This window comes from Ciceribacter ferrooxidans (assembly GCF_004137355.1).
Taxonomy (GTDB): domain Bacteria; phylum Pseudomonadota; class Alphaproteobacteria; order Rhizobiales; family Rhizobiaceae; genus Allorhizobium; species Allorhizobium ferrooxidans.
The window spans coordinates 653,705-671,236 of the sequence record NZ_SDVB01000170.1 but is presented as its reverse complement, the minus strand read 5'-3'; the positions used below and the strand labels follow the sequence as shown (position 1 = coordinate 671,236).

Here is a 17,532-nt window from a genome sequence, read left to right as displayed (position 1 = left end):
TGATGTGGGCCAATCCTTTGACCGCGAAACGAAAAAGGCCCGACACCTCTTCCAAGGTGCCGGGCCTTCGCTTCATCCCTGGTGGATCAGAGATAGAAATCGGAGGTGTACATCTTCGAGAGGCCGGACACCGCCACCTGAAAGTCGGCGACGCCGTCGCCGTTCACGTCGCCGGAGAGCACGCCGCCGGAGAACCGCAATTCGCCCTCGGTGTGGCTGAAGGCCGCCGTGCCGATGAAGTCGAAGGCCTGGTTGCCGGAAAGGCCGCTGTCGGCGTCGATCGAGCGGAGATCGATCCTGTCGCTTTCGCTGTGATAAAAGTCGGTGATGACGTCGCGAGAGGTGCCGACGCGGCTGTCGGTGAGCTTGGTGAAGTGGAAGATGTCGGCGCCGGTGCCGCCGGTCATCACGTCGCGGCCGGCATCGCCGTAGAGCCGGTCGTTGCCCGAGCCGCCGTAGATGCGATCATTGCCGTTGCCGCCGAGCAGGATGTCGTTGCCGGCATAGCCGTTCAGAAGGTCGTTGCCGTTGTCGCCCCAGAGCGTGTTGGCGACGTTTGATCCGAGGATCGTGTCGGCATAGCCGGTGCCGACGGCGTTCTCGATGCTGATCAGCGTCTCTTCCTCATAGCCCGTCGCAGTGGCATAGCCGTTGCCGAGATCGATCTTGACACCGTAGCCCCTGAGGTCGGCGTCCCCGTCCTGGATCTTGTAGCTGATCAGGTCGGTGCCGGTGCCGCCGTGGAAGGTGTTCTCCCAGCCGACCGAGTAGAAGCGGTCGTTGCCCGCCTCGCCGTTATAGATGCTCTGGTACGTGTAGACCTGGATCGCGTCATTGCCGTCGCCGGCATTGACCTGGTCGACGTAGTCCGCCGCGGTCGAGAAGCCGGTGCCGAGATAGACGTCGTCGCCGAGGCCGAGATAGATGCGGTTGCCGCCCTCGAAGGTGTTTTCGACCCAGTCGTTGCCGCTGCCGGCGTTCACGTAGTTGAACCCGCCATAATTGCCGCCCAGGTTCAGGTAGATCCGGTCGTTGCCGCCATAGGCGTAGATATTCACGTAAGGGTAGCCGTCCTGGTAGATGACGTCGTTGTAGCTCGTGCCGTAAATGTTGGTTGCCATCGGGATATCCTCCTGGATGCGGGCTTGGCAGGGATAGTCGCCTCGCATGGCTGAATGCAGGCTGAACGGCGGAATTGTCGTGGCAGGAGCGCTGTTTGCTTGACGGGCCGGCGGCTTTGGCGGTACCCCTTGAAGCCATTCCTTGCCGGCGGGCCGGCGACTTCCCACGCCATTTTTCGGATTTTGCAGGAGAGCAACGTGACGGGCAGACTGGTCATCGTCGGGGCAGGTCAGGCGGGATTTGCGGTCGCCGCCAAGCTGCGGAGCCTGAAGGACATGCGGCCGATCACCATTCTCGGCGCCGAGGACTGCCTTCCCTATCAGCGCCCGCCGCTCTCGAAGAAATACCTGCTCGGCGAGATGACCTTCGACCGGCTGCTGTTCCGTCCGGAAAGCTGGTTCGCCGAAAATGCGGTCGAGATCCGGCTGTCGACGCCGGTCGAGGAGATCGCCCGCGACGAGAAGGTCGTGCGTCTCTTCGACGGAAGCGCAATCCCTTATGAAACGCTGGTGCTGGCGACCGGCGCGACACCACGACGGCTGCCGGCTGCAATCGGCGGCGATCTCGACGGTATCTACACGGTTCGCGACCGCAAGGATGCGGACCTGATGGCCGGAGAGATGAAGGAGGGGCGCCGGCTTCTCATCATCGGCGGCGGCTATATCGGCCTCGAGGCGGCGGCGGTTGCCCGCAAGCTTGGCGTCGAGGTCACGCTGATCGAAATGGCCGACCGCATTCTCCAGCGCGTCGCGGCGAAGGAGACGGCGGACGCCATGCGCGCCATCCACCGGAAGAACGGCGTCGACATCCGCGAAAAGACCGGCCTCGTGCGCCTGATCGGCGAGGCGGGCAGGGTCAAGGGAGCCGAGCTTTCCGACGGATCGGTGCTCGACGTCGACTTCGTGATCGTCGGTATCGGCGTGACGCCGAACGACCGGCTGGCCGTCGATGCCGGTCTCGACACCGCCGGCGGCATCGTCGTCGACGCCTTCGCCCGTACCTCCGATCCGTCGATCTACGCGGCCGGCGACTGCACGGTCTTCACCTGGAGGGGCGCGCAGGTGCGGCTCGAATCGGTGCAGAATGCCGTCGACCAGGCGGAGGCGGCTGCCGCCGTCATCGCCGGCGGCTCCGAGCCCTACGACCCGAAGCCGTGGTTCTGGTCCGACCAGTATGACGTCAAGCTGCAGATCGCCGGCTTCAACATGGGCTATGACGAAACCGTGCTGCGGCCCGGCAGCCGCGAGGAGAGCCTCTCCGTCTGGTATTATAAAGAGAGACAATTGATCGCCGTCGATGCGATCAACGACGCCAAGGCCTATGTGACCGGCAAGAAGCTGCTGGAGCTCGGCCGAAACGCCGACAAGGCGGTGGTCGCCGACCCCGCCTTCGATCTCAAGACGCTGCTCTCCTGAGGTGAACCGATGGCTCCCCGTGAAAACCTGTTCAAGACGGCAATCCGCGAAGGCCGGCCGCAGATCGGTCTCTGGCTCGACATGGCCGATGCGCTCGCCGCCGAGATCGCCGGCCATGCCGGTTTCGACTGGCTGGTGATCGACGGGGAGCACGGGCCGAACGACCTGCGCAGCATTCTCGCCCAGCTGCAGGCGCTCTCGTCGTCCACCGCCGAGCCGGTGGTGCGCGCGCCGGTCGGCGAAACCTGGATGATCAAGCAACTGCTCGATATCGGCGCGCGGACGCTGCTGATCCCGATGGTCGATTCGGCCGAACAGGCGCGTGAGCTGGTGCGGGCGGTGCGCTATCCGCCGCATGGCGTGCGCGGCGTCGGGGCCGCCGTTGCTCGCGCCTCGGCCTTCAACACCATTCCCGACTATGCCGACACCGCCTCCGACGGTATCTGCCTTCTCGTCCAGGCCGAAAGCAGGGCGGCGATCGCCGATCTCGAAAACATCGCCGCAGTCAACGGCGTCGACGGCGTCTTCATCGGGCCGGCCGATCTCGCCGCCGACATGGGCTTCCTCGGCCGGATGGATGCGCCGGAGGTGCAGTCGGTGATCGAAGACGCGATCGCCACCATTGTGAAGGCCGGCAAGGCCGCCGGCATCCTGACCTTCAGCGAAGAGCTCAACCGCCGCTATCTCGCACTCGGCGCGAGCTATGTCGCGGTCGGCGCGGACGTCACGGAATTCTCCGGCGCGCTGCGCAGCCTGCGGTCGCGCTATCGCGACGGCGGGGGCGACCCCGACCTGGCCACCCGCGCTGGCTATTGACCGGCAGCGCGGGTCAAGCCGCAGGGGAGGCGACGTCTGAGACGCCACCGCGGCGCTTTTGCGAGATATCTGCGAATTTGGGAAGGGCGATGCCCGGACGGGCGGAGAACGACGCTGCCGAAGGGCCTCCGCAGCGATTACTTGGCGGAAGCGGCGCGCTCCAGGATCGGAACGCACATATCGAGATCATGGGAGGCGAGGTGCGCATAGCGCATGGTCATCTGCAGGGTCTGGTGGCCGAGCCACATCTGGACGCGGCGGATATCGATGCCGCCCTGCACGAGGCGCGAGGCACAGGTATGGCGCAGAATGTGCGGAACCACGTCCTTGTCGTCACCGAGCCCGATCGCATCCTTCGCCTGGTGCCAGGCGATGCGGAAGCGCTGCTGGTCGATGTCGCTGAACGGTCCCGGCTTGCGCTTGTCGGAGGCGGCGATCGCCTTCGCCGCACGATGGGTGAGGGGGACCGAACGGCTGCGCCCGGACTTGGTGACCCAGAAGGTGACACGGCTTTCGGTGATGTCACCCCAGCGCAGGTCGAGGCCCTCGCTCAGGCGCGCACCGGTATCGACGAGGAAAATGCAGAAGCGGTAGTAGAGCTCGGACTGCGACCGGATCTCGCTGAACAGCGCAGTTTCTTCTTCTCCGTCGAGGAAACGGATGCGTCCGGCCTTTTCTTTCTGCCGCTTGAACTCCGGCAGGCTGTGTATGTCGCCCATCTTGTACGCCTTTCGCAGTAGCTTGCTTAAGGCCGCCATCTTGCGGTTGATGGTGGCATTGCTGTTACCGCGCTTGCGCAACTTACCAATCAGTTGGTCGAGCATTTCCTGGGAGAAGGAGGAAAAGCTCGGAGTATCCAGAAGATCGTGAAGCTCACTAATGAAATTGGTGACATTGTATTTATGGCTGCCGTTGAGCCAGAGGAGATCGCCGTACTTGCCGAACATGGCCCGCAGCGAGGTCTCCTTCACCTCCATCGGCGTGTTGAGGCGATACTGGTAGTGAACAAGATAGGACGGCAGTTCGACCTGCTGATCGAAATCCAGTGTCTTCGTCTCTGCCTTGCTCACACTCAAATCCCTCAAGAACGCAAAAACCCTCGTCCCGCAAAAGCGCGGGCTCATAAAGCTATGCCTAAAATCTATCTTCAACAACCATGCAAATGCGCGGGGTAGTCATTCCATGCCAATGCAGACTGTGGACTTATCCAGACCTCCTTCTCTCTTTCAGGTATGATCTCTGATGCCGAAATCGCTGCGAACAAAGGAAAGATCTTCAGACCCGACGCCTCCCACGATCGGGAAAGGTCCGGCTCGAAAGCCGGACCTCAATTTCACGTGATCGCCTGACGATCAGAACGAACGCTGCAGGCGGAAGAAGCCTTCCCATGCACCGTCGTCGCCAGCGGCGTCGGAGTCGCCGTACTGAACGGAGACCTTGGCGTCGAGGCCGGTAGCGATCGCGTAGTCGAGGGTTGCACCAGCCTTCCAGGCGTCGACGTCGACGAAGCCGACATCCCACCAGTACTGGGCACCGGGGGTCAGGGTCAGCTTGTCGGTGAGCTTGGCAGCGTACGAAGCAGCGACGGTCCATTCAGACGCGCTGTAGTACTGGTTGACGCCGGTCGAGTAGATGGCGGCAACGCCGAGGGTGCCCGGGCCGACTTCAGCTTCTACGATACCGCGGATAGCGCCGTCTTCGCGAGCGAAGTCATAGGCGCCGAGCAGGTAGGCGGTAACCGGACCGAAGGTGGCCGAAACCTGACCTTCGATGCCGACGCCGTCGTTTTCAAACGGAGCCGAAGCGATCAGTTCGTCAACGAAGACGCCGACCTTGAAGGCGTCGGCAGCGTATTCGTAGCCGATCGCGTTGATCAGGTTCGAACCGAGTTCGTCGGTTTCACCATTGAGGCCGGAATCCCAGTAGTTGTACATGTAGCCGACCTTGAAGCCGCCGACGGTGATGTAGGCTTCGTCGAGCTCAAAGGCGGTGTTGTCGTAGTCTTCGTCACCCCAGGACTTGAACGCGAAGTAGGAACCGATGGTGCCGAGTTCCGAATCGTTCTTGGCCTCTACAGAGAGGTAACCACGCGTAGCGGCATCCCAGAAGTCTTCGTCGGTGTTGTTGTCATAGCCCCAGTCGAGCTGAGCACGGACGTAACCACCGATCTTGAGGCAGGTTTCGGTGCCGGGGATGTAGAAGTAGCCGGTGCCGAAAGCGTCGCAAACGCGAACGTATTCCATCGGCTCGGGCTCGGCAGCAACGATAGCGTCGGCAGCCTGGGCGCCGGAAACTACTGCGAGAGCAGCAGCGGAGCCGAGAAGAAGGCTCTTGATGTTCATATTGACCTCCAGTCAAGTTTCGTATGGGTCTGGGTTCTTTGGCTGAAGGACAGCATTCCCTGCCCCATCCCCGTCGGTTTCAGAAGACGGACGATCCACCGCCTCGCTTCCGAGATTGAAAATACAAAACGCGACCGGTCATGCAATCACCAAACAGCCGAAAGGAAGTTATCGCACCCCCCTTCCCAACGGGCTGTTGCCGAAAGGACACAAACCGGCCTGCGGACCGGCGAACTTCTTTACCCTTTATTAAGAAAGTCCTTTCTTATGCGGCACTTAACGAAGCCCCGCGGCGGGCGGGCTCATTTGGGGATCGCGCCGATTCTGCTTCTCTCTTGCGGAAGGACAGGCGGTTTTCCGGACGGAAGACATGCAAGATGAGTGGTCGGGTGTCCCGAATTGGCACGCGGACGCCCTGGTCCAGGGGATCGAATCTGCCTTTCGGGGCGATTGGCACCGAATCGCCGAGCCCTCGAGCGGACGATTCTTTGCCGGAGGAGCTCGGCGGCGCCGGACCATAGGGAAAATGTGAAATCCGGCGAAAAGGCCTTGCAATCGGACCCTTATGCAAATAATCAGGCCGCACCGGAGAGGTGGCCGAGTGGTCGAAGGCGCTCCCCTGCTAAGGGAGTATACGTCAAAAGCGTATCGAGGGTTCGAATCCCTTCCTCTCCGCCACTTATGTCTGTGTCGACGTCGTCGATCCTATGCCCCGCGCGGCACACTTCATCTTTACCCCTTTCCTTTGATCGCAGCACCCGCTGAGCACTGTCTCGAGCGACCGTGAAGCCGTGCATTTCAGACCTCTAACGTCATCGAGAACTACGCCGAACGAGGCTTTCTCTTCGGGAGGAGAAACTGCCTGTCCAATTAAGATATTGATTCTGAAATTAATTATTGATCTTTGATCGTGGCCTCCCCTTAAAATTGACTGGAGGTCAATATGAACATCAAGAGCCTTCTTCTCGGCTCCGCTGCTGCTCTCGCAGTAGTTTCCGGCGCCCAGGCTGCCGACGCTATCGTTGCTGCCGAGCCCGAGCCGATGGAATACGTTCGCGTTTGCGACGCTTTCGGCACCGGCTACTTCTACATCCCCGGCACCGAAACCTGCCTCAAGATCAGCGGTTCGGTTCGCGCTCAGTTGAACTGGGGCTATGACAACAACACCGACACCAGCGACTGGGATGCCCGTACGCGCGGTCTCGTTCAGTTCGACGCCAAGAACGACTCGGAAGTCGGCACGATCAGCTCGACGGTCGTTTTCTACGCCTGGGGTGAAGAAGACGGCACCAACAGCGCCTTCCAGCTCGACGAAGCTTCGATCTCCGTCGGCGGCTTCAAGGTTGGTTACTTCTACAACTACTGGGATTCCGGTCTCGCTGGCGAAACCGACTCGCTCGGTTCGAACCTGATCAACTCGATCGGTTACGAATACGCTTCCGACGCCTTCAAGGTCGGCGTTTTCGTTGACGAGCTGCACGCTTCGGCTGCTGGCGAAACCGACGGCGTCGGCATCGAAGGCCAGGTTTCGGCTACCTTCGGTCCGGTTACGGCCTACCTGCTCGGCGCCTACGACTTCGCTCGCGAAGACGGCGCTGTCCGCGCTATCGTAGAAGCTGAAGTCGGCCCGGGCACCCTCGGCGTCGCCGCTGTCTACTCGACCGGCGCGAACCAGTACTACGACGCTTCGGAATGGACCGTTGCTGCTTCGTACGCTGCCAAGCTCACCGACAAGCTGACCCTGACCCCCGGTGCCCAGTACTGGTGGAACTACGGTACGGTTGGCGAAGGCTTCGCCAATGTCGACGCCTGGAAGGCTGGCGTAACCCTCGACTACGCAATCGCTTCCGGCCTCGATGCCAAGGTTTCGGTTCAGTATGCTGACACCGACGCCGCTGGCGACGACGGCTCGTGGGGTGGTTACTTCCGCCTGCAGCGTTCGTTCTAATAAGATCACCTGATCTTATAGGGAAAGCCCGGCCTTCGTGCCGGGCTTTTTCGTTTGCAAAGATGGAGATGAGGCTTCGCGCGTGCGCCGCGACGGTGAAGGTCAACCGACGCTTTCGACGAAAAAGCGGTGGATGTCCTCCGGCAACTCGTCGAGATGCAGGAGCGGGGCGTGCCCCTGACCGGCCGCCGTCGACCACCGCAGCGCGGGGTGGTGCCGCATCATCTGCCTAACCGTTTCCTCGGACAGAAGCGTCGAGTGCTCGCCGCGGATCGCCATCAGCGGCAAGCCGGCGAAACCCTCGAACTGTGGCCAGAGGTCCGGCAGCGGAGCGCTGAAATCCGCAGCGACCGTCGCCGCGGCAATCGCCGGATCGCAGTCCGCCTCGATCACGCCGTCCCGCTCGCGGTAGATGGCTTGCGCCATCTCCTGCCAGTCGTCGTCGCCGAGCGCCGGGAAATGCGGTCCGTGGACGGCCTGCAGATGCACCGCCGCCTGCCCGAAATCCGAGAACCGGGCGGTTCGCCCGAGATAAGACTGTATGTGCCGCAGTCCCTCCGCCTCGATCACCGGGCCGATGTCGTTCAGGATCGCAGCTGCAAGCAGGTCGGGTTTCAGCGCGGCGAGGATATGGAGGATGAGGCCGCCGCGCGAAGTGCCGATGAAGGCGGCGCGGGCAATGCCGAGTGCCGCGCAGACGGTGATCACGTCGCCGGTCTCGACCGGGACCGTGTAGCGGCTCGGGTCCGGATCGCGATCGGATGCCCCGCGGCCGCGCGAATCGATCGTCACCACCTTGAAGGGACGCTCGGGATGGTTCGCCAGCCATTGGGCAAGCGGGGCAAAGTCGCGGCCGTTGCGGGTGAGCCCGGCGAGGCAGACGACCGGCGTTCCGCCGACCGCCTCGCCGAAGATGCGGCCGCGCAGCGTCAGCCCGTCCGGAACCGTCACCTCGAACGCTGCGCTCCCGTCTGCCGCCATGTCATCCTCCCGGTCTTCACCTGCAGGGCGGCCAGGTTGCCGCCTTGTCGTAAAGTTCCACGAAAACAGTGGGTTGTCGAGAGACGGCCTCAGCGCCCGTAGCGCAGGTCGTGGACGATGTCGGCCTTCTGTCCGAGGCGGGTCTTGTAGATCTGGTAGTTCTCCATCACCCGCTGCACATAGTTGCGCGTCTCGGGGAAGGGGATGCGCTCGATCCAGTCGACGACCTCGTCGATCGATTTACCGCGCGGGTCGCCGTAGCGGGCGATCCATTCAGGCACGCGCTTCGGCCCGGCATTGTAGGCGACGAAGGTGAGCACGTAGGAACCGCCGAACCGGTCGATCTGTTCGCCGAGATAGTGCGCGCCGAGCGTCGCATTATAGCCGGCGTCGGAGGTGAGCTTTTCCGGGGAATAGGCAAGGCCGTAGCGCCCGGCAACGCCTCTCGCGGTCCCCGGCATCAGTTGCAGGAGCCCGCGGGCGTCCGCCGGCGATACGGCCGCCGGATTGAAGGCGCTTTCCTGACGCGCGATCGCGTAGGCGAGCGCCTTGCCCGAACCCGCGATATTGGCGGAGCTCGGAATGACGCCGATCGGGAAGGCGAGTGCGGGCACGTCGATGCCGCGGGCATAGGCGGCCTTGCCGATCTGCAAAGAGAGCTGGTGGCCGACGCTCTTCTCGGCCTTGGTGGCGAGAAGAGCCAATTCGCCGGGGCTGTCGAGTTGTTGGGCGAGCGCCCGGTAGAGGCTTTCCGCCCGCCAGCCGTGGCCGGCCGCCTCGAAGCGTGCGATCGCCTGCACCGCCTCGCGATTGGCGAAGGTCTGCCGCTCCTCGGGCGTCGGCGCGGGGTAGGGGATGGCGAGCCCCGGCGACTCGAGCCGTGCGGCGGCAAGCTGGCCGTAGAAGGTGCTCGGATAGCGCGCCGCCTTCAGGAAAAAGTCCTTCGCATCCGCCTTGCCGCCCGCCTCGGCGGCGCGGCCGAGCCAGTACCAGGCGCGTGAAACCGAAAGCGGCTTTTGCGACACGGTGAGGATCTTGCGGAAATGCGTCGCTGCGGTCTCCGCGTCGCGAAGGCCGCGCAACGCATACCAGCCGGCGTGGAATTCCGCGTCGACGATGTCGCTCGATTCGGCCGCGGTATGGCGCGACGCGAGGCGGTAGGCCGCCTTGAAGTCGCCCTGGTCGGCGAGGCCGCGGGCGACGATGCGCTGCTCGTTCCACCATTCGGTGGTGTTGACGAGCGCGGCGGCATCGCGCGGCGCCTTCGCGAGCAGGGCGGCCGCTTCCTCGTACTTGTCCTGGCGGCGAAGATGTTCGATCCGCGCGAAGAGCAGGGCCGGGTCCTTCGCCCAGCGCGGATCGACTGCCTTGAGAAGCTGCGGAGCCTTCGACGAGCGATTGAGCGCCGCCGCCCACGCACTGTAGAGCGACTGCGCCTCGCCGAGGGTGGAGAAGCGTTTCGCCTGCGTCACGCGTCCGCGATAGAGGAGATAATCCATCCGCGTCTTGTGGTCGGCGGTGGTGAGCAGCCCCGAAAACTCCTTGAGGATCCGGTCCTCCGTCGGCTTGTCGAGCGCCTCGCCGTGCCAGATCGCGCGAAGCGTGCGGGCAGCCGCTGCCCGGTCACCGGTGGCGAGCTCTGCCCGCGCCAGGATCACCGCGCCTTCCGGCGTTTCCGGTTTCGTCGCCCCGAAAGCGGAGAGGACGGCATCGGCCGGCGGGCTTTCGCGGTAGAGCGCCCGTTCGGAATTGGCCCGGAAGGCTAAAAGCCCCGGCCAGCCCTTGAGCTCGCGTTGGGCCGCGGCGATGGCGGAAGAGGGGATTCCCGGCAGGCCGGACATGGCGATCGACCAGGTGAGCATGTGCCGGTCGAGCGAGGCTCCCATGCGGTCGCGGATGGCGAGCGCCTCGGCGCCGTCCTTGTTCGAGAGCGCGTCGAGCCCTTCTTTCAGCAGCGGATCGGCGACCGGCAGGCGTCCCGTCCGCGGGTTCGCGCCGGTGATCTCGAAGGTCGGCATCAGGGCCGCCTCGATCGGGCGCATGGCGGGCTTCGAAAGCGGCAGGGGCACGGCGCCGCCGTCCGGCGGGCCGGCCATGGCGGCCGTCGCCGCCAGCCCGAAACCGAAGGCGGAGGTCAGCAGAAGCGCTCTTTTCATCCCCGTACCCGATGGCAGATGTGGAATATCTCCATTAGCTGCCGAGCATATTAACGAAACCTTACCGCGGCGCCAGATTTTCCCGCTTTTACGCCGCCTGAAACTGTCATAAAACCGCGCCCGGTGCGCTTGCCGCGGCCCGGAGGCCGCAATAAGCTGCGCGCGTTCGTAACCGAGGAATGCGGCCGAAGCATGAATGCCGGCCGTGAGGAGTTTTATGCATGTTCCAGGGATCCATTCCTGCTCTCGTGACGCCGTTTACCGAAACCGGTGCGGTCGACGAGGCAGCCTTTGCCGCGCATGTGGAATGGCAGATCGCCGAAGGCTCGACCGGTCTCGTGCCGGTCGGCACGACGGGTGAATCGCCGACCCTTTCCCATGCGGAGCACAAACGGGTCGTGGAACTGTGCGTCGAGGTGGCAAGCAAGCGGGTTCCGGTGATCGCCGGCGCCGGCTCCAACAACACGAACGAGGCGATCGAGCTTGCGCAGCACGCCGAAGCCGTCGGCGCCGATGCGCTGCTCGTCGTCACCCCCTATTACAACAAGCCGACGCAGAAGGGCCTCTTCGCCCACTATGCGGCGATCGCAGAAGCCGTGAAGCTGCCGATCTTCATCTACAACATTCCCGGCCGTTCGGTGATCGACATGAGCCCGGAAACCATGGGCAGGCTCGCGAAGGCGCACAAGAACATCGTCGGCGTAAAGGATGCGACCGGCAAGATCGAGCGTGTCTCCGAGCAGCGGATCACCTGCGGAACGGATTTCATCCAGCTCTCCGGCGAAGACGCGACGGCGCTCGGCTTCAACGCGCACGGTGGCGTCGGCTGCATCTCGGTGACGGCGAACGCCGCCCCGCGGCTCTGCGCCGAATTCCAGGCGGCGACGCGCGCCGGCGACTACAAGAAGGCGCTCGAATACCAGGACCGGCTGATGCCGCTCCACAAGGCGATCTTCATCGAGCCCGGCCTCTGCGGCGTCAAATACGCGCTCGCCAAGCTCGGCCGGATGAGCCGCACGGTGCGCCTGCCGCTCTTGCCGACGCTCGAACCCGCCACCGAAGCGGCGATCGACGCGGCACTCGCGCATGCGGGGCTGATGGGGTGAAGGAATGAGGAGAGGCCGGGGCGACCCGGCTTTTTTTGTTGGCGGACGGGCAGGGGCCGACACGGTCAGTCTGCTTCGGCTCAAAGGGCGTGATGGTTGCAATTCAAAGGCAGGGGTGGCCGGAAGAATCCCCAAGCGGAATGATCTCCTGCATTTAAGAGCGCGAAGACATTCTATTAGCTACTATGCCCAAAACCCCCGGATCGGGAAACTCCGCTGACCAACCTGCAGCGAACGATATGTCATTAGAGTTTGGTCGCTTCTCTGGAGGCAGATGGGTAAGCTTGATTCTTGCGGGTAGAGCCGCAGCCTCACCTACGAACAGAGCTTCTCGTCGTGGCAACGATGGCAGTAGTTTTGTCAGGCCCGCCATCGTGTCCGGCAGAAAGCGCCCGACGTGTTCTTGGTCAGTACCGTTCGTGAGGCGTAAGACGACCCAAGAATTGCACTGTGATAACACTGTGCTCTCCACATCGGATGGTCGCTGGGAAACTAACATCAAGCCGATCCCATATTTGCGCCCCTCTCGCGCAATCCTCCGTATGGCGTCCTGAGCAGCAGCATATTGAGCCTCTCCTCGATCCGGAACGTACCGGTGAGCCTCCTCGCAGACGACCAGAATTGGATCCTTCTCGCGTTCTTCTCGCGTTTGCGCGAGCTTATAAGAAAATAGTAATCTGGCAATCGCTGCCGTCAAGGGGCCGGCCACCTCCGTGGGGAGGCCAGAGATATCTATGATGCGAATAGGCGCGTTTGGCCTTTCTGCATCGGCTCCTACGAACTGAGCAAGAACATCGGCCAGGCTCGGATCACCATCGGCATAGTTGCGCATCAAGAAGTCAATTCTAGCATCTAGGCGCAATACAGATAACTTATCGAGGATCGACGCAAATTTCTGTTGAAATTCACTGTCAGTTACAGGCTGCCAAGCGCCGTTCTGCCTTCTATTATTTTGGCAAATTTCGATATGTCGCTTGAATTCATCAAGGTCAAACGGGACGGGCCAATCCCTGTCGAACTCCGCAATCGCCGCAGCATCTACACCGTTGGCGGGCCGAGGCAGATCGGGATGTCCAACAGCGTCTGTTTTGCGCCCGGCAGCACTGGCATCAATCACCAGCTTAAGCATATGCATTCGGGCATGCGACAAGGCTTTGTAGACGACGTTTGCTTGAGAGGTTGCCTCGAATTCTCCCTTTCCGACAACCAAACGTCGGAACTCATCACTGGACATGAGCCAGTAGGGCAACTTTATCTGTCGCGTGCCTGCAGCCCCCGCATCGGCATCGTCGTAAGCACGATACACAATAGCCTTATCGCCGAAAGCAGCTCCGTACTCCCCATGAGGGTCGATGATGATGACTCTGGGCTTAGAGGTTGGGCCACCTTCGACAGCCCGGTGGTCCAGAACGGCATGAAGGATAGCAGCCACTGCCGTGGATTTACCTGAACCGGTGGAGCCGAGAACTGCAAAATGCTGCCCAAAAAGTTTGTCCATATCTGCGTGGCAAGCGACACCTTCAGCCCCGACATAAGCGCCAAAACTGATGAAGCGATTAGGTCCATCGCCACCTTTCTTTTCAATGGCAGTGTAAAGACGGCGCGTCTCCGAGGCGGTGACTAAATACGCCGCCTGCAACGGAAGTGGGGAGTTGCGGACACCCCTATCAAACGACAAAGTTTCGTCGCTCATTTGCCATCGGGCCTCGCCGAAGAGGTCAGCTTCCAACACACGGCGATCCGAGGCCTCAGAGGCGCCTTGGGCAGCGGCCTCCTCTTCTGTTTGCAGGCGCAAAAGACGCACCATGGCGAATAAGATTGTTCGTCCCATGTGCAGCTTGATGAGGCTGCCGATCTGCCCAACAGAGTAAACGGTTCCCCCGTGTGTCTGCACGAGCTCAGTCAAGCTGCGCCGAAGCGATATCTTGAGGGTAGTGCCCGATGTTTCAAAGACGGTTCCGATCTGCAGATTTGGATTGAGACCAAAATCGCTCATTCGATCACCTCTGCAATATCCGTAGGCAACCCATTCTCCAGTAGCGAAGTTGTACCCTCAAAACTCCACCAATCTCGTTTGATTGTGACTGTAGGAGGGAAGAAAGGACCTGCACTTCCCCGATAAAGTCCATCCTCCGCCAGGACGAATATCCTCTCGCCTGCGCGACTTTCCCCCCATCGCTTTAGCTTGGCATTACGGGTTTTAGATAGCGCAACAAGGGTAGTCTTGCTGTCAATGTGTAGGAGATTTTGCTCAATGATTGCATCAATATGATCATCACCAAAAGAATACCCGCAAACGAACAAGACCTGCTGCCGTTCCGCAGACAGAAGACCTCGAAAGCGTTGAAACATGAATCCAAATGGATCTTCGCGTGAAGCCATATATTTCGTAGACTGTGGGTAGATGACTACGTTGCCGTTACTATCAGAGCGGTCAGGGTAAGCATCATCATGTCGAACCCTAAATACGCGGCCATTTTCCTTGCCACTTCTGTACCAGTCAATGGAGCCGTGAAGCTTCGTGATCACGGCTTTGACCGTCGACACGCCCGCCGCCAAAGGCAACGACTGTTCATCCCATCCTGCAATTGCGCCACCTGAGAAACCATCGATATACGAAATGAGTTCGAGAGCCAGCGCATCCTCAATAAGTGTATCATAATTCGTGGTTATGAACTGGATTGCTTCACGTCGCTCGTCGAGACCTGCCCGGTTCACCTTGTATAACGCCCGAATAAAACGACGGTGGTGATCGATCTTAACGATAGGCTTTCCAAGTTTCCCTTCCTGCTCGGGAGATGTTGCAGAAGCAGGAATATAACCCCAACGCAATGTATCCCTGATGTGTCGCAAGATTGTATGATGCGCCGCCTGCAGTTTCGTCTTATGTACCCGATCAGAACCGACAACCGCTGAAGCATCTTTCGCACGCTCTGCAAGAGCTATGAGATCACCGAGATGACTTAATACATGCTCTATATGTAGCGCATCAGGAAGATCATCTCGAATCGCTTTGACCAGCGCCAACGCTTCTGTGTCCGCGGGATTTGTCTCGAGTAAATGAAAAATTCGACCTGTCAGAGGATACATGAGAGGTAGTCCGGCACCGCAGCTAATACCGGCGCCGGTGAGCCATACTTGCCGTGGCGAACGAATGTGTCGATCCAACTGGCGCGCAGCTTCAACGTCGTTGCTCATGATCCCCCCAATTCGAACAGTACGGTAACTTTCGGTTGAATCTACCGCAACAACTTATTTTCTCGTCAAGCAATAACTATGACCCGATAAGCGAGTTGTTTCAAAAACCATAGGGTTAAAGAAGGTGTTGGGCATGCGCGAACAGGCGGGAAGCATCGCGGTAATTCTGTAGATGGGGTGAGCCCATTCAAGTCAAGATTACAGCTCTTAGTTCAGTCGCTGCCGCAGAGATTATCATCTAAGGTGTCTGCTTCCAAACGCAGCAAGAGGCGCCTTAACACCCGAAACGCTGGCCTAAGGCGCCCCATCACGCCCACCCGCCTTTATTTCCCCGCCGCTCTGTACTACATCCATGCGACAAGAGCCGGCGGGTGCCCGTCGCCGGTCAAGAGAAGAACGGTCCGGGCAGATTGGAAGACGAGATCATGGCCCCCAAAGGCAGCCAGCGCACGGTCAACAAGATTGTCGCGGAGAACCGCAAGGCCCGCTTCAATTACGAGATCATCGACACCTATGAAGCGGGGCTGGTCTTGACCGGCACCGAGGTCAAGTCGTTGCGCGAAGGCAAGGCCAACATCGCCGAATCCTATGCCTCCGACGAGGGCGACGAGATCTGGCTGATCAACGCCTATCTGCCGGAATACCTGCAGGCGAACCGCTTCAACCACGAGCCGCGCCGTCGCCGCAAGCTTCTGCTCTCGAAGCGCGAGATCAACCGTCTGCGCGCCGCCGTCAACCGCGAGGGCATGACGCTCGTGCCGCTCAAGGTCTATTTCAACGAGAAGGGCCGCGCCAAGCTCGAACTCGCGCTCGCCAAGGGCAAGAAGCTGCACGACAAGCGCGAGACCGAGAAGGAGCGCGACTGGAACCGCCAGAAGAGCCGGTTGCTGAAGGCCGGCTGATGAGCGGAACCCCTGCCGAACTCTTGAAGGTGACCGTCGGTCCCTTCGTCTTCGTCGCCCGCTTCGAGATCGAGAAGGCGCCGGAAACCTGCCGTATCTTCAAAAGCTTCCTGCCGTTCCGCAACCAGACGATCCATTCCCGGTGGAGCGGCGAGGCGGTCTGGGTGCCGCTCGGCGATTTCGCGTTCGGCGCCGGCTTCGAGAATCATACCAGCCACCCCTCGCGCGGCGACATCCTGCTCTATCCGGGCGGGTTCAGCGAGACGGAGCTGCTCTTCGCCTATGGCAGCTCGCACTTCGCCAGCAAGATGGGCGTGCTTGCGGGAAATCATTTCCTGACGGTGGTCGAGGGCCGCGAGCACCTGGAGCCCATGGGCCGCATGGTGCTCTGGCAGGGCGCCCAGGATATCGCCTTCGAACCGCTTTCGGCGTAACCGGCGTCGTCGCTACTCCGCGGCTTCGACCCGTCCCCGCCCGGCGGCCATCCGCCGTTCGTGTTCGAGAAGCCAGCGCTTGCGCCACAATCCACCCCCGTAACCCGTGAGCCCGCCGTCGGCGCCGATCACCCGGTGGCAGGGGATGACGATCGCGATCTGGTTGGCGCCGTTGGCGCGCCCCACCGCCCGGACGGAGCCGGGCCGGCCCATCGCGGCAGCGAGTATGCCGTAACTTTGCACGGTACCGGGTGAGATCTGCCGGAGCGCCTCCCAGACCGCGCGTTCGAACGGTGTGCCGTGGCCGGCGATGCGCACGTCGAAGGCGGCCCTGTCGCCGTCGAAATACCGTTTCAGCTCCTGCTCCACGAGATCGATCGGTGCGGCGCGCCCGAGCACGATGCCGCAGCCGGTCCTCTCCCGAATGCGCCGGATTTCGGTCGGCAGGGCAGGGCGGTCGGCGAATTCGAGGAGATGCAGCGCATGGTCGTCGGCAATCGCCATCATCGGACCGATCGGCGTTTCGATCCAGTCGGCCTTGAGGAGGCCCTTGCCGCGCAGGTGACGCGGCGCGCTGCCGATGAGCTGGGTGATCGCCGCGCGAAAGCCGCTGCCGGATTCGAAGCCGGCGTCGAGCTGCGCCTCGATGACCGGGGCACCCTCGGCAAGCGTTTCGGCCGCGAGCCCGACGCGGCGCAGCCGGGCGATTTCGAGGAAGCTCATGCCGAACTGCCGCTTGAAGGCGCGCCGCACGGTCGAAAGATCGAGCCCCATCGCCAGAAGATCGCTCTCGCGCCAGCGCCGCTCCGGCTCGCACTCCAGCGCTTCGAGGAGCGAAGTGACGGTCGGGTCGTTGTCCTTGTAGCGCAGCATCGGCCGGCAGCGCAGACAGGGTCGGTAACCTGCTTCCAGGCAGGCGGCGATGCTCTCCTCGAAGATGCAGTTCTCGCGTTTGGGCTTGCGGGCCGGGCAGGTCAGCCGGCAGAAGATCCGCGTCGTGGTGACGCAGACCCAGGCGAAGCCTTCATAGGCCGCATCGCGCTTCAAAAGCGCGTCATAGAGGGTGTCGTCGGTGGGTCGGTTAAACAGCATGCATCTGTTTTACCCCGGAC

The 17,532-nt window shown here is 61.7% G+C and carries 14 protein-coding genes and 1 tRNA gene; 7 read left to right on the top strand and 8 right to left on the bottom strand.

Translation table 11 applies throughout. From position 1 onward, the window contains the following. Window positions 1-86: 86 nt before the first annotated feature. The gene (locus EUU22_RS07750) at window positions 87-1,121 is read right to left on the bottom strand and encodes a calcium-binding protein (RefSeq protein ID WP_129331424.1); all 1,035 of its coding nucleotides are present in this window, start codon (window positions 1,119-1,121) and stop codon (window positions 87-89) included. Window positions 1,122-1,319: 198 nt separating this feature from the next. Here EUU22_RS07750 and EUU22_RS07745 point away from each other — a divergent pair, with 198 nt between their 5' ends. Next, window positions 1,320-2,537: an NAD(P)/FAD-dependent oxidoreductase gene (locus EUU22_RS07745; RefSeq protein WP_129331423.1), complete on the top strand. Its 1,218-nt coding sequence runs from the start codon at window positions 1,320-1,322 to the stop codon at window positions 2,535-2,537. Window positions 2,538-2,546: 9 nt separating this feature from the next. After that, complete coding sequence (locus tag EUU22_RS07740) at window positions 2,547-3,353, top strand: aldolase/citrate lyase family protein (RefSeq protein ID WP_129331422.1); 807 nt, start codon at window positions 2,547-2,549, stop codon at window positions 3,351-3,353. Between the two features lie 137 nt (window positions 3,354-3,490). On the opposite strand, the gene EUU22_RS07735 is transcribed toward EUU22_RS07740, so the two are convergent. Both EUU22_RS07735 and EUU22_RS07730 read right to left on the bottom strand, forming a co-directional pair. Next, window positions 3,491-4,477, bottom strand: coding sequence for a tyrosine-type recombinase/integrase (locus EUU22_RS07735; protein WP_129331421.1), 987 nt, complete (start codon window positions 4,475-4,477; stop codon window positions 3,491-3,493). A gap of 228 nt (window positions 4,478-4,705) precedes the next feature. Next, window positions 4,706-5,695 (bottom strand): porin, encoded by a 990-nt coding sequence (locus EUU22_RS07730; RefSeq protein ID WP_129331420.1) that lies wholly within the window; start codon window positions 5,693-5,695, stop codon window positions 4,706-4,708. 587 nt (window positions 5,696-6,282) lie between these two features. On the opposite strand from EUU22_RS07730, the gene EUU22_RS07725 reads away from it, so the two are divergent. Together EUU22_RS07725 and EUU22_RS07720 are read left to right on the top strand one after the other, a co-directional pair. After that, window positions 6,283-6,373, top strand: a tRNA-Ser gene (locus EUU22_RS07725). Window positions 6,374-6,638: 265 nt separating this feature from the next. Continuing rightward, a complete protein-coding gene (locus EUU22_RS07720) occupies window positions 6,639-7,643 on the top strand; it encodes a porin (RefSeq protein ID WP_129331419.1) in 1,005 nt (334 codons plus the stop codon). Window positions 7,644-7,745: 102 nt separating this feature from the next. Here the strand turns inward: EUU22_RS07720 and EUU22_RS07715 are convergent, their stop codons facing one another. After that, a complete protein-coding gene (locus tag EUU22_RS07715) occupies window positions 7,746-8,624 on the bottom strand; it encodes an alpha/beta fold hydrolase (protein ID WP_129331418.1) in 879 nt (292 codons plus the stop codon). An 89-nt stretch (window positions 8,625-8,713) separates the two neighbouring features. After that, window positions 8,714-10,780, bottom strand: coding sequence for a lytic transglycosylase domain-containing protein (locus EUU22_RS07710; protein ID WP_129331417.1), 2,067 nt, complete (start codon window positions 10,778-10,780; stop codon window positions 8,714-8,716). A 221-nt stretch (window positions 10,781-11,001) separates the two neighbouring features. On the opposite strand from EUU22_RS07710, the gene dapA reads away from it, so the two are divergent. After that, window positions 11,002-11,886: a 4-hydroxy-tetrahydrodipicolinate synthase gene (gene dapA, locus EUU22_RS07705; protein ID WP_129331416.1), complete on the top strand. Its 885-nt coding sequence runs from the start codon at window positions 11,002-11,004 to the stop codon at window positions 11,884-11,886. A 154-nt stretch (window positions 11,887-12,040) separates the two neighbouring features. On the opposite strand, the gene EUU22_RS07700 is transcribed toward dapA, so the two are convergent. Then, window positions 12,041-13,882 (bottom strand): ATP-binding protein, encoded by a 1,842-nt coding sequence (locus EUU22_RS07700; RefSeq protein ID WP_129331415.1) that lies wholly within the window; start codon window positions 13,880-13,882, stop codon window positions 12,041-12,043. Further along, window positions 13,879-15,084, bottom strand: a complete 1,206-nt coding sequence (locus tag EUU22_RS07695; RefSeq protein WP_129331414.1) for an SIR2 family protein — start codon at window positions 15,082-15,084, stop codon at window positions 13,879-13,881. The genes EUU22_RS07700 and EUU22_RS07695 overlap by 4 nt, the downstream gene beginning before the upstream one ends. Before the next feature lie 425 nt (window positions 15,085-15,509). Here EUU22_RS07695 and smpB point away from each other — a divergent pair, with 425 nt between their 5' ends. Both smpB and EUU22_RS07685 read left to right on the top strand, forming a co-directional pair. Then, entirely contained in the window at window positions 15,510-15,986 is a 477-nt protein-coding gene (smpB, locus tag EUU22_RS07690; protein WP_112686763.1) for an SsrA-binding protein SmpB, read from the top strand. Continuing rightward, window positions 15,986-16,420: a DUF3830 family protein gene (locus EUU22_RS07685; RefSeq protein WP_129331413.1), complete on the top strand. Its 435-nt coding sequence runs from the start codon at window positions 15,986-15,988 to the stop codon at window positions 16,418-16,420. Before smpB ends, EUU22_RS07685 begins: the two co-directional genes overlap by 1 nt. Before the next feature lie 12 nt (window positions 16,421-16,432). Here EUU22_RS07685 and EUU22_RS07680 read toward each other — a convergent pair whose 3' ends face one another. Beyond that, window positions 16,433-17,512 (bottom strand): bifunctional transcriptional activator/DNA repair enzyme AdaA, encoded by a 1,080-nt coding sequence (locus EUU22_RS07680; protein WP_129331412.1) that lies wholly within the window; start codon window positions 17,510-17,512, stop codon window positions 16,433-16,435. Between the last annotated feature and the right edge of the window lie 20 nt (window positions 17,513-17,532).

Bases quoted from the DNA above. Each gene is read 5' to 3' on its own strand.
- EUU22_RS07750 (WP_129331424.1), bottom strand. From the start codon at position 1,121: ATGGCAACCAACATTTACGGCACGAGCTACAACGACGTCATCTACCAG.
- EUU22_RS07740 (WP_129331422.1), top strand. From the start codon at position 2,547: ATGGCTCCCCGTGAAAACCTGTTCAAGACGGCAATCCGCGAAGGCCGG.
- EUU22_RS07735 (WP_129331421.1), bottom strand. From the start codon at position 4,477: ATGAGCCCGCGCTTTTGCGGGACGAGGGTTTTTGCGTTCTTGAGGGAT.
- EUU22_RS07730 (WP_129331420.1), bottom strand. From the start codon at position 5,695: ATGAACATCAAGAGCCTTCTTCTCGGCTCCGCTGCTGCTCTCGCAGTA.
- EUU22_RS07720 (WP_129331419.1), top strand. From the start codon at position 6,639: ATGAACATCAAGAGCCTTCTTCTCGGCTCCGCTGCTGCTCTCGCAGTA.
- EUU22_RS07715 (WP_129331418.1), bottom strand. From the start codon at position 8,624: ATGGCGGCAGACGGGAGCGCAGCGTTCGAGGTGACGGTTCCGGACGGG.
- EUU22_RS07710 (WP_129331417.1), bottom strand. From the start codon at position 10,780: ATGAAAAGAGCGCTTCTGCTGACCTCCGCCTTCGGTTTCGGGCTGGCG.
- dapA (WP_129331416.1), top strand. From the start codon at position 11,002: ATGTTCCAGGGATCCATTCCTGCTCTCGTGACGCCGTTTACCGAAACC.
- EUU22_RS07700 (WP_129331415.1), bottom strand. From the start codon at position 13,882: ATGAGCGATTTTGGTCTCAATCCAAATCTGCAGATCGGAACCGTCTTT.
- EUU22_RS07695 (WP_129331414.1), bottom strand. From the start codon at position 15,084: ATGAGCAACGACGTTGAAGCTGCGCGCCAGTTGGATCGACACATTCGT.
- smpB (WP_112686763.1), top strand. From the start codon at position 15,510: ATGGCCCCCAAAGGCAGCCAGCGCACGGTCAACAAGATTGTCGCGGAG.
- EUU22_RS07685 (WP_129331413.1), top strand. From the start codon at position 15,986: ATGAGCGGAACCCCTGCCGAACTCTTGAAGGTGACCGTCGGTCCCTTC.
- EUU22_RS07680 (WP_129331412.1), bottom strand. From the start codon at position 17,512: ATGCTGTTTAACCGACCCACCGACGACACCCTCTATGACGCGCTTTTG.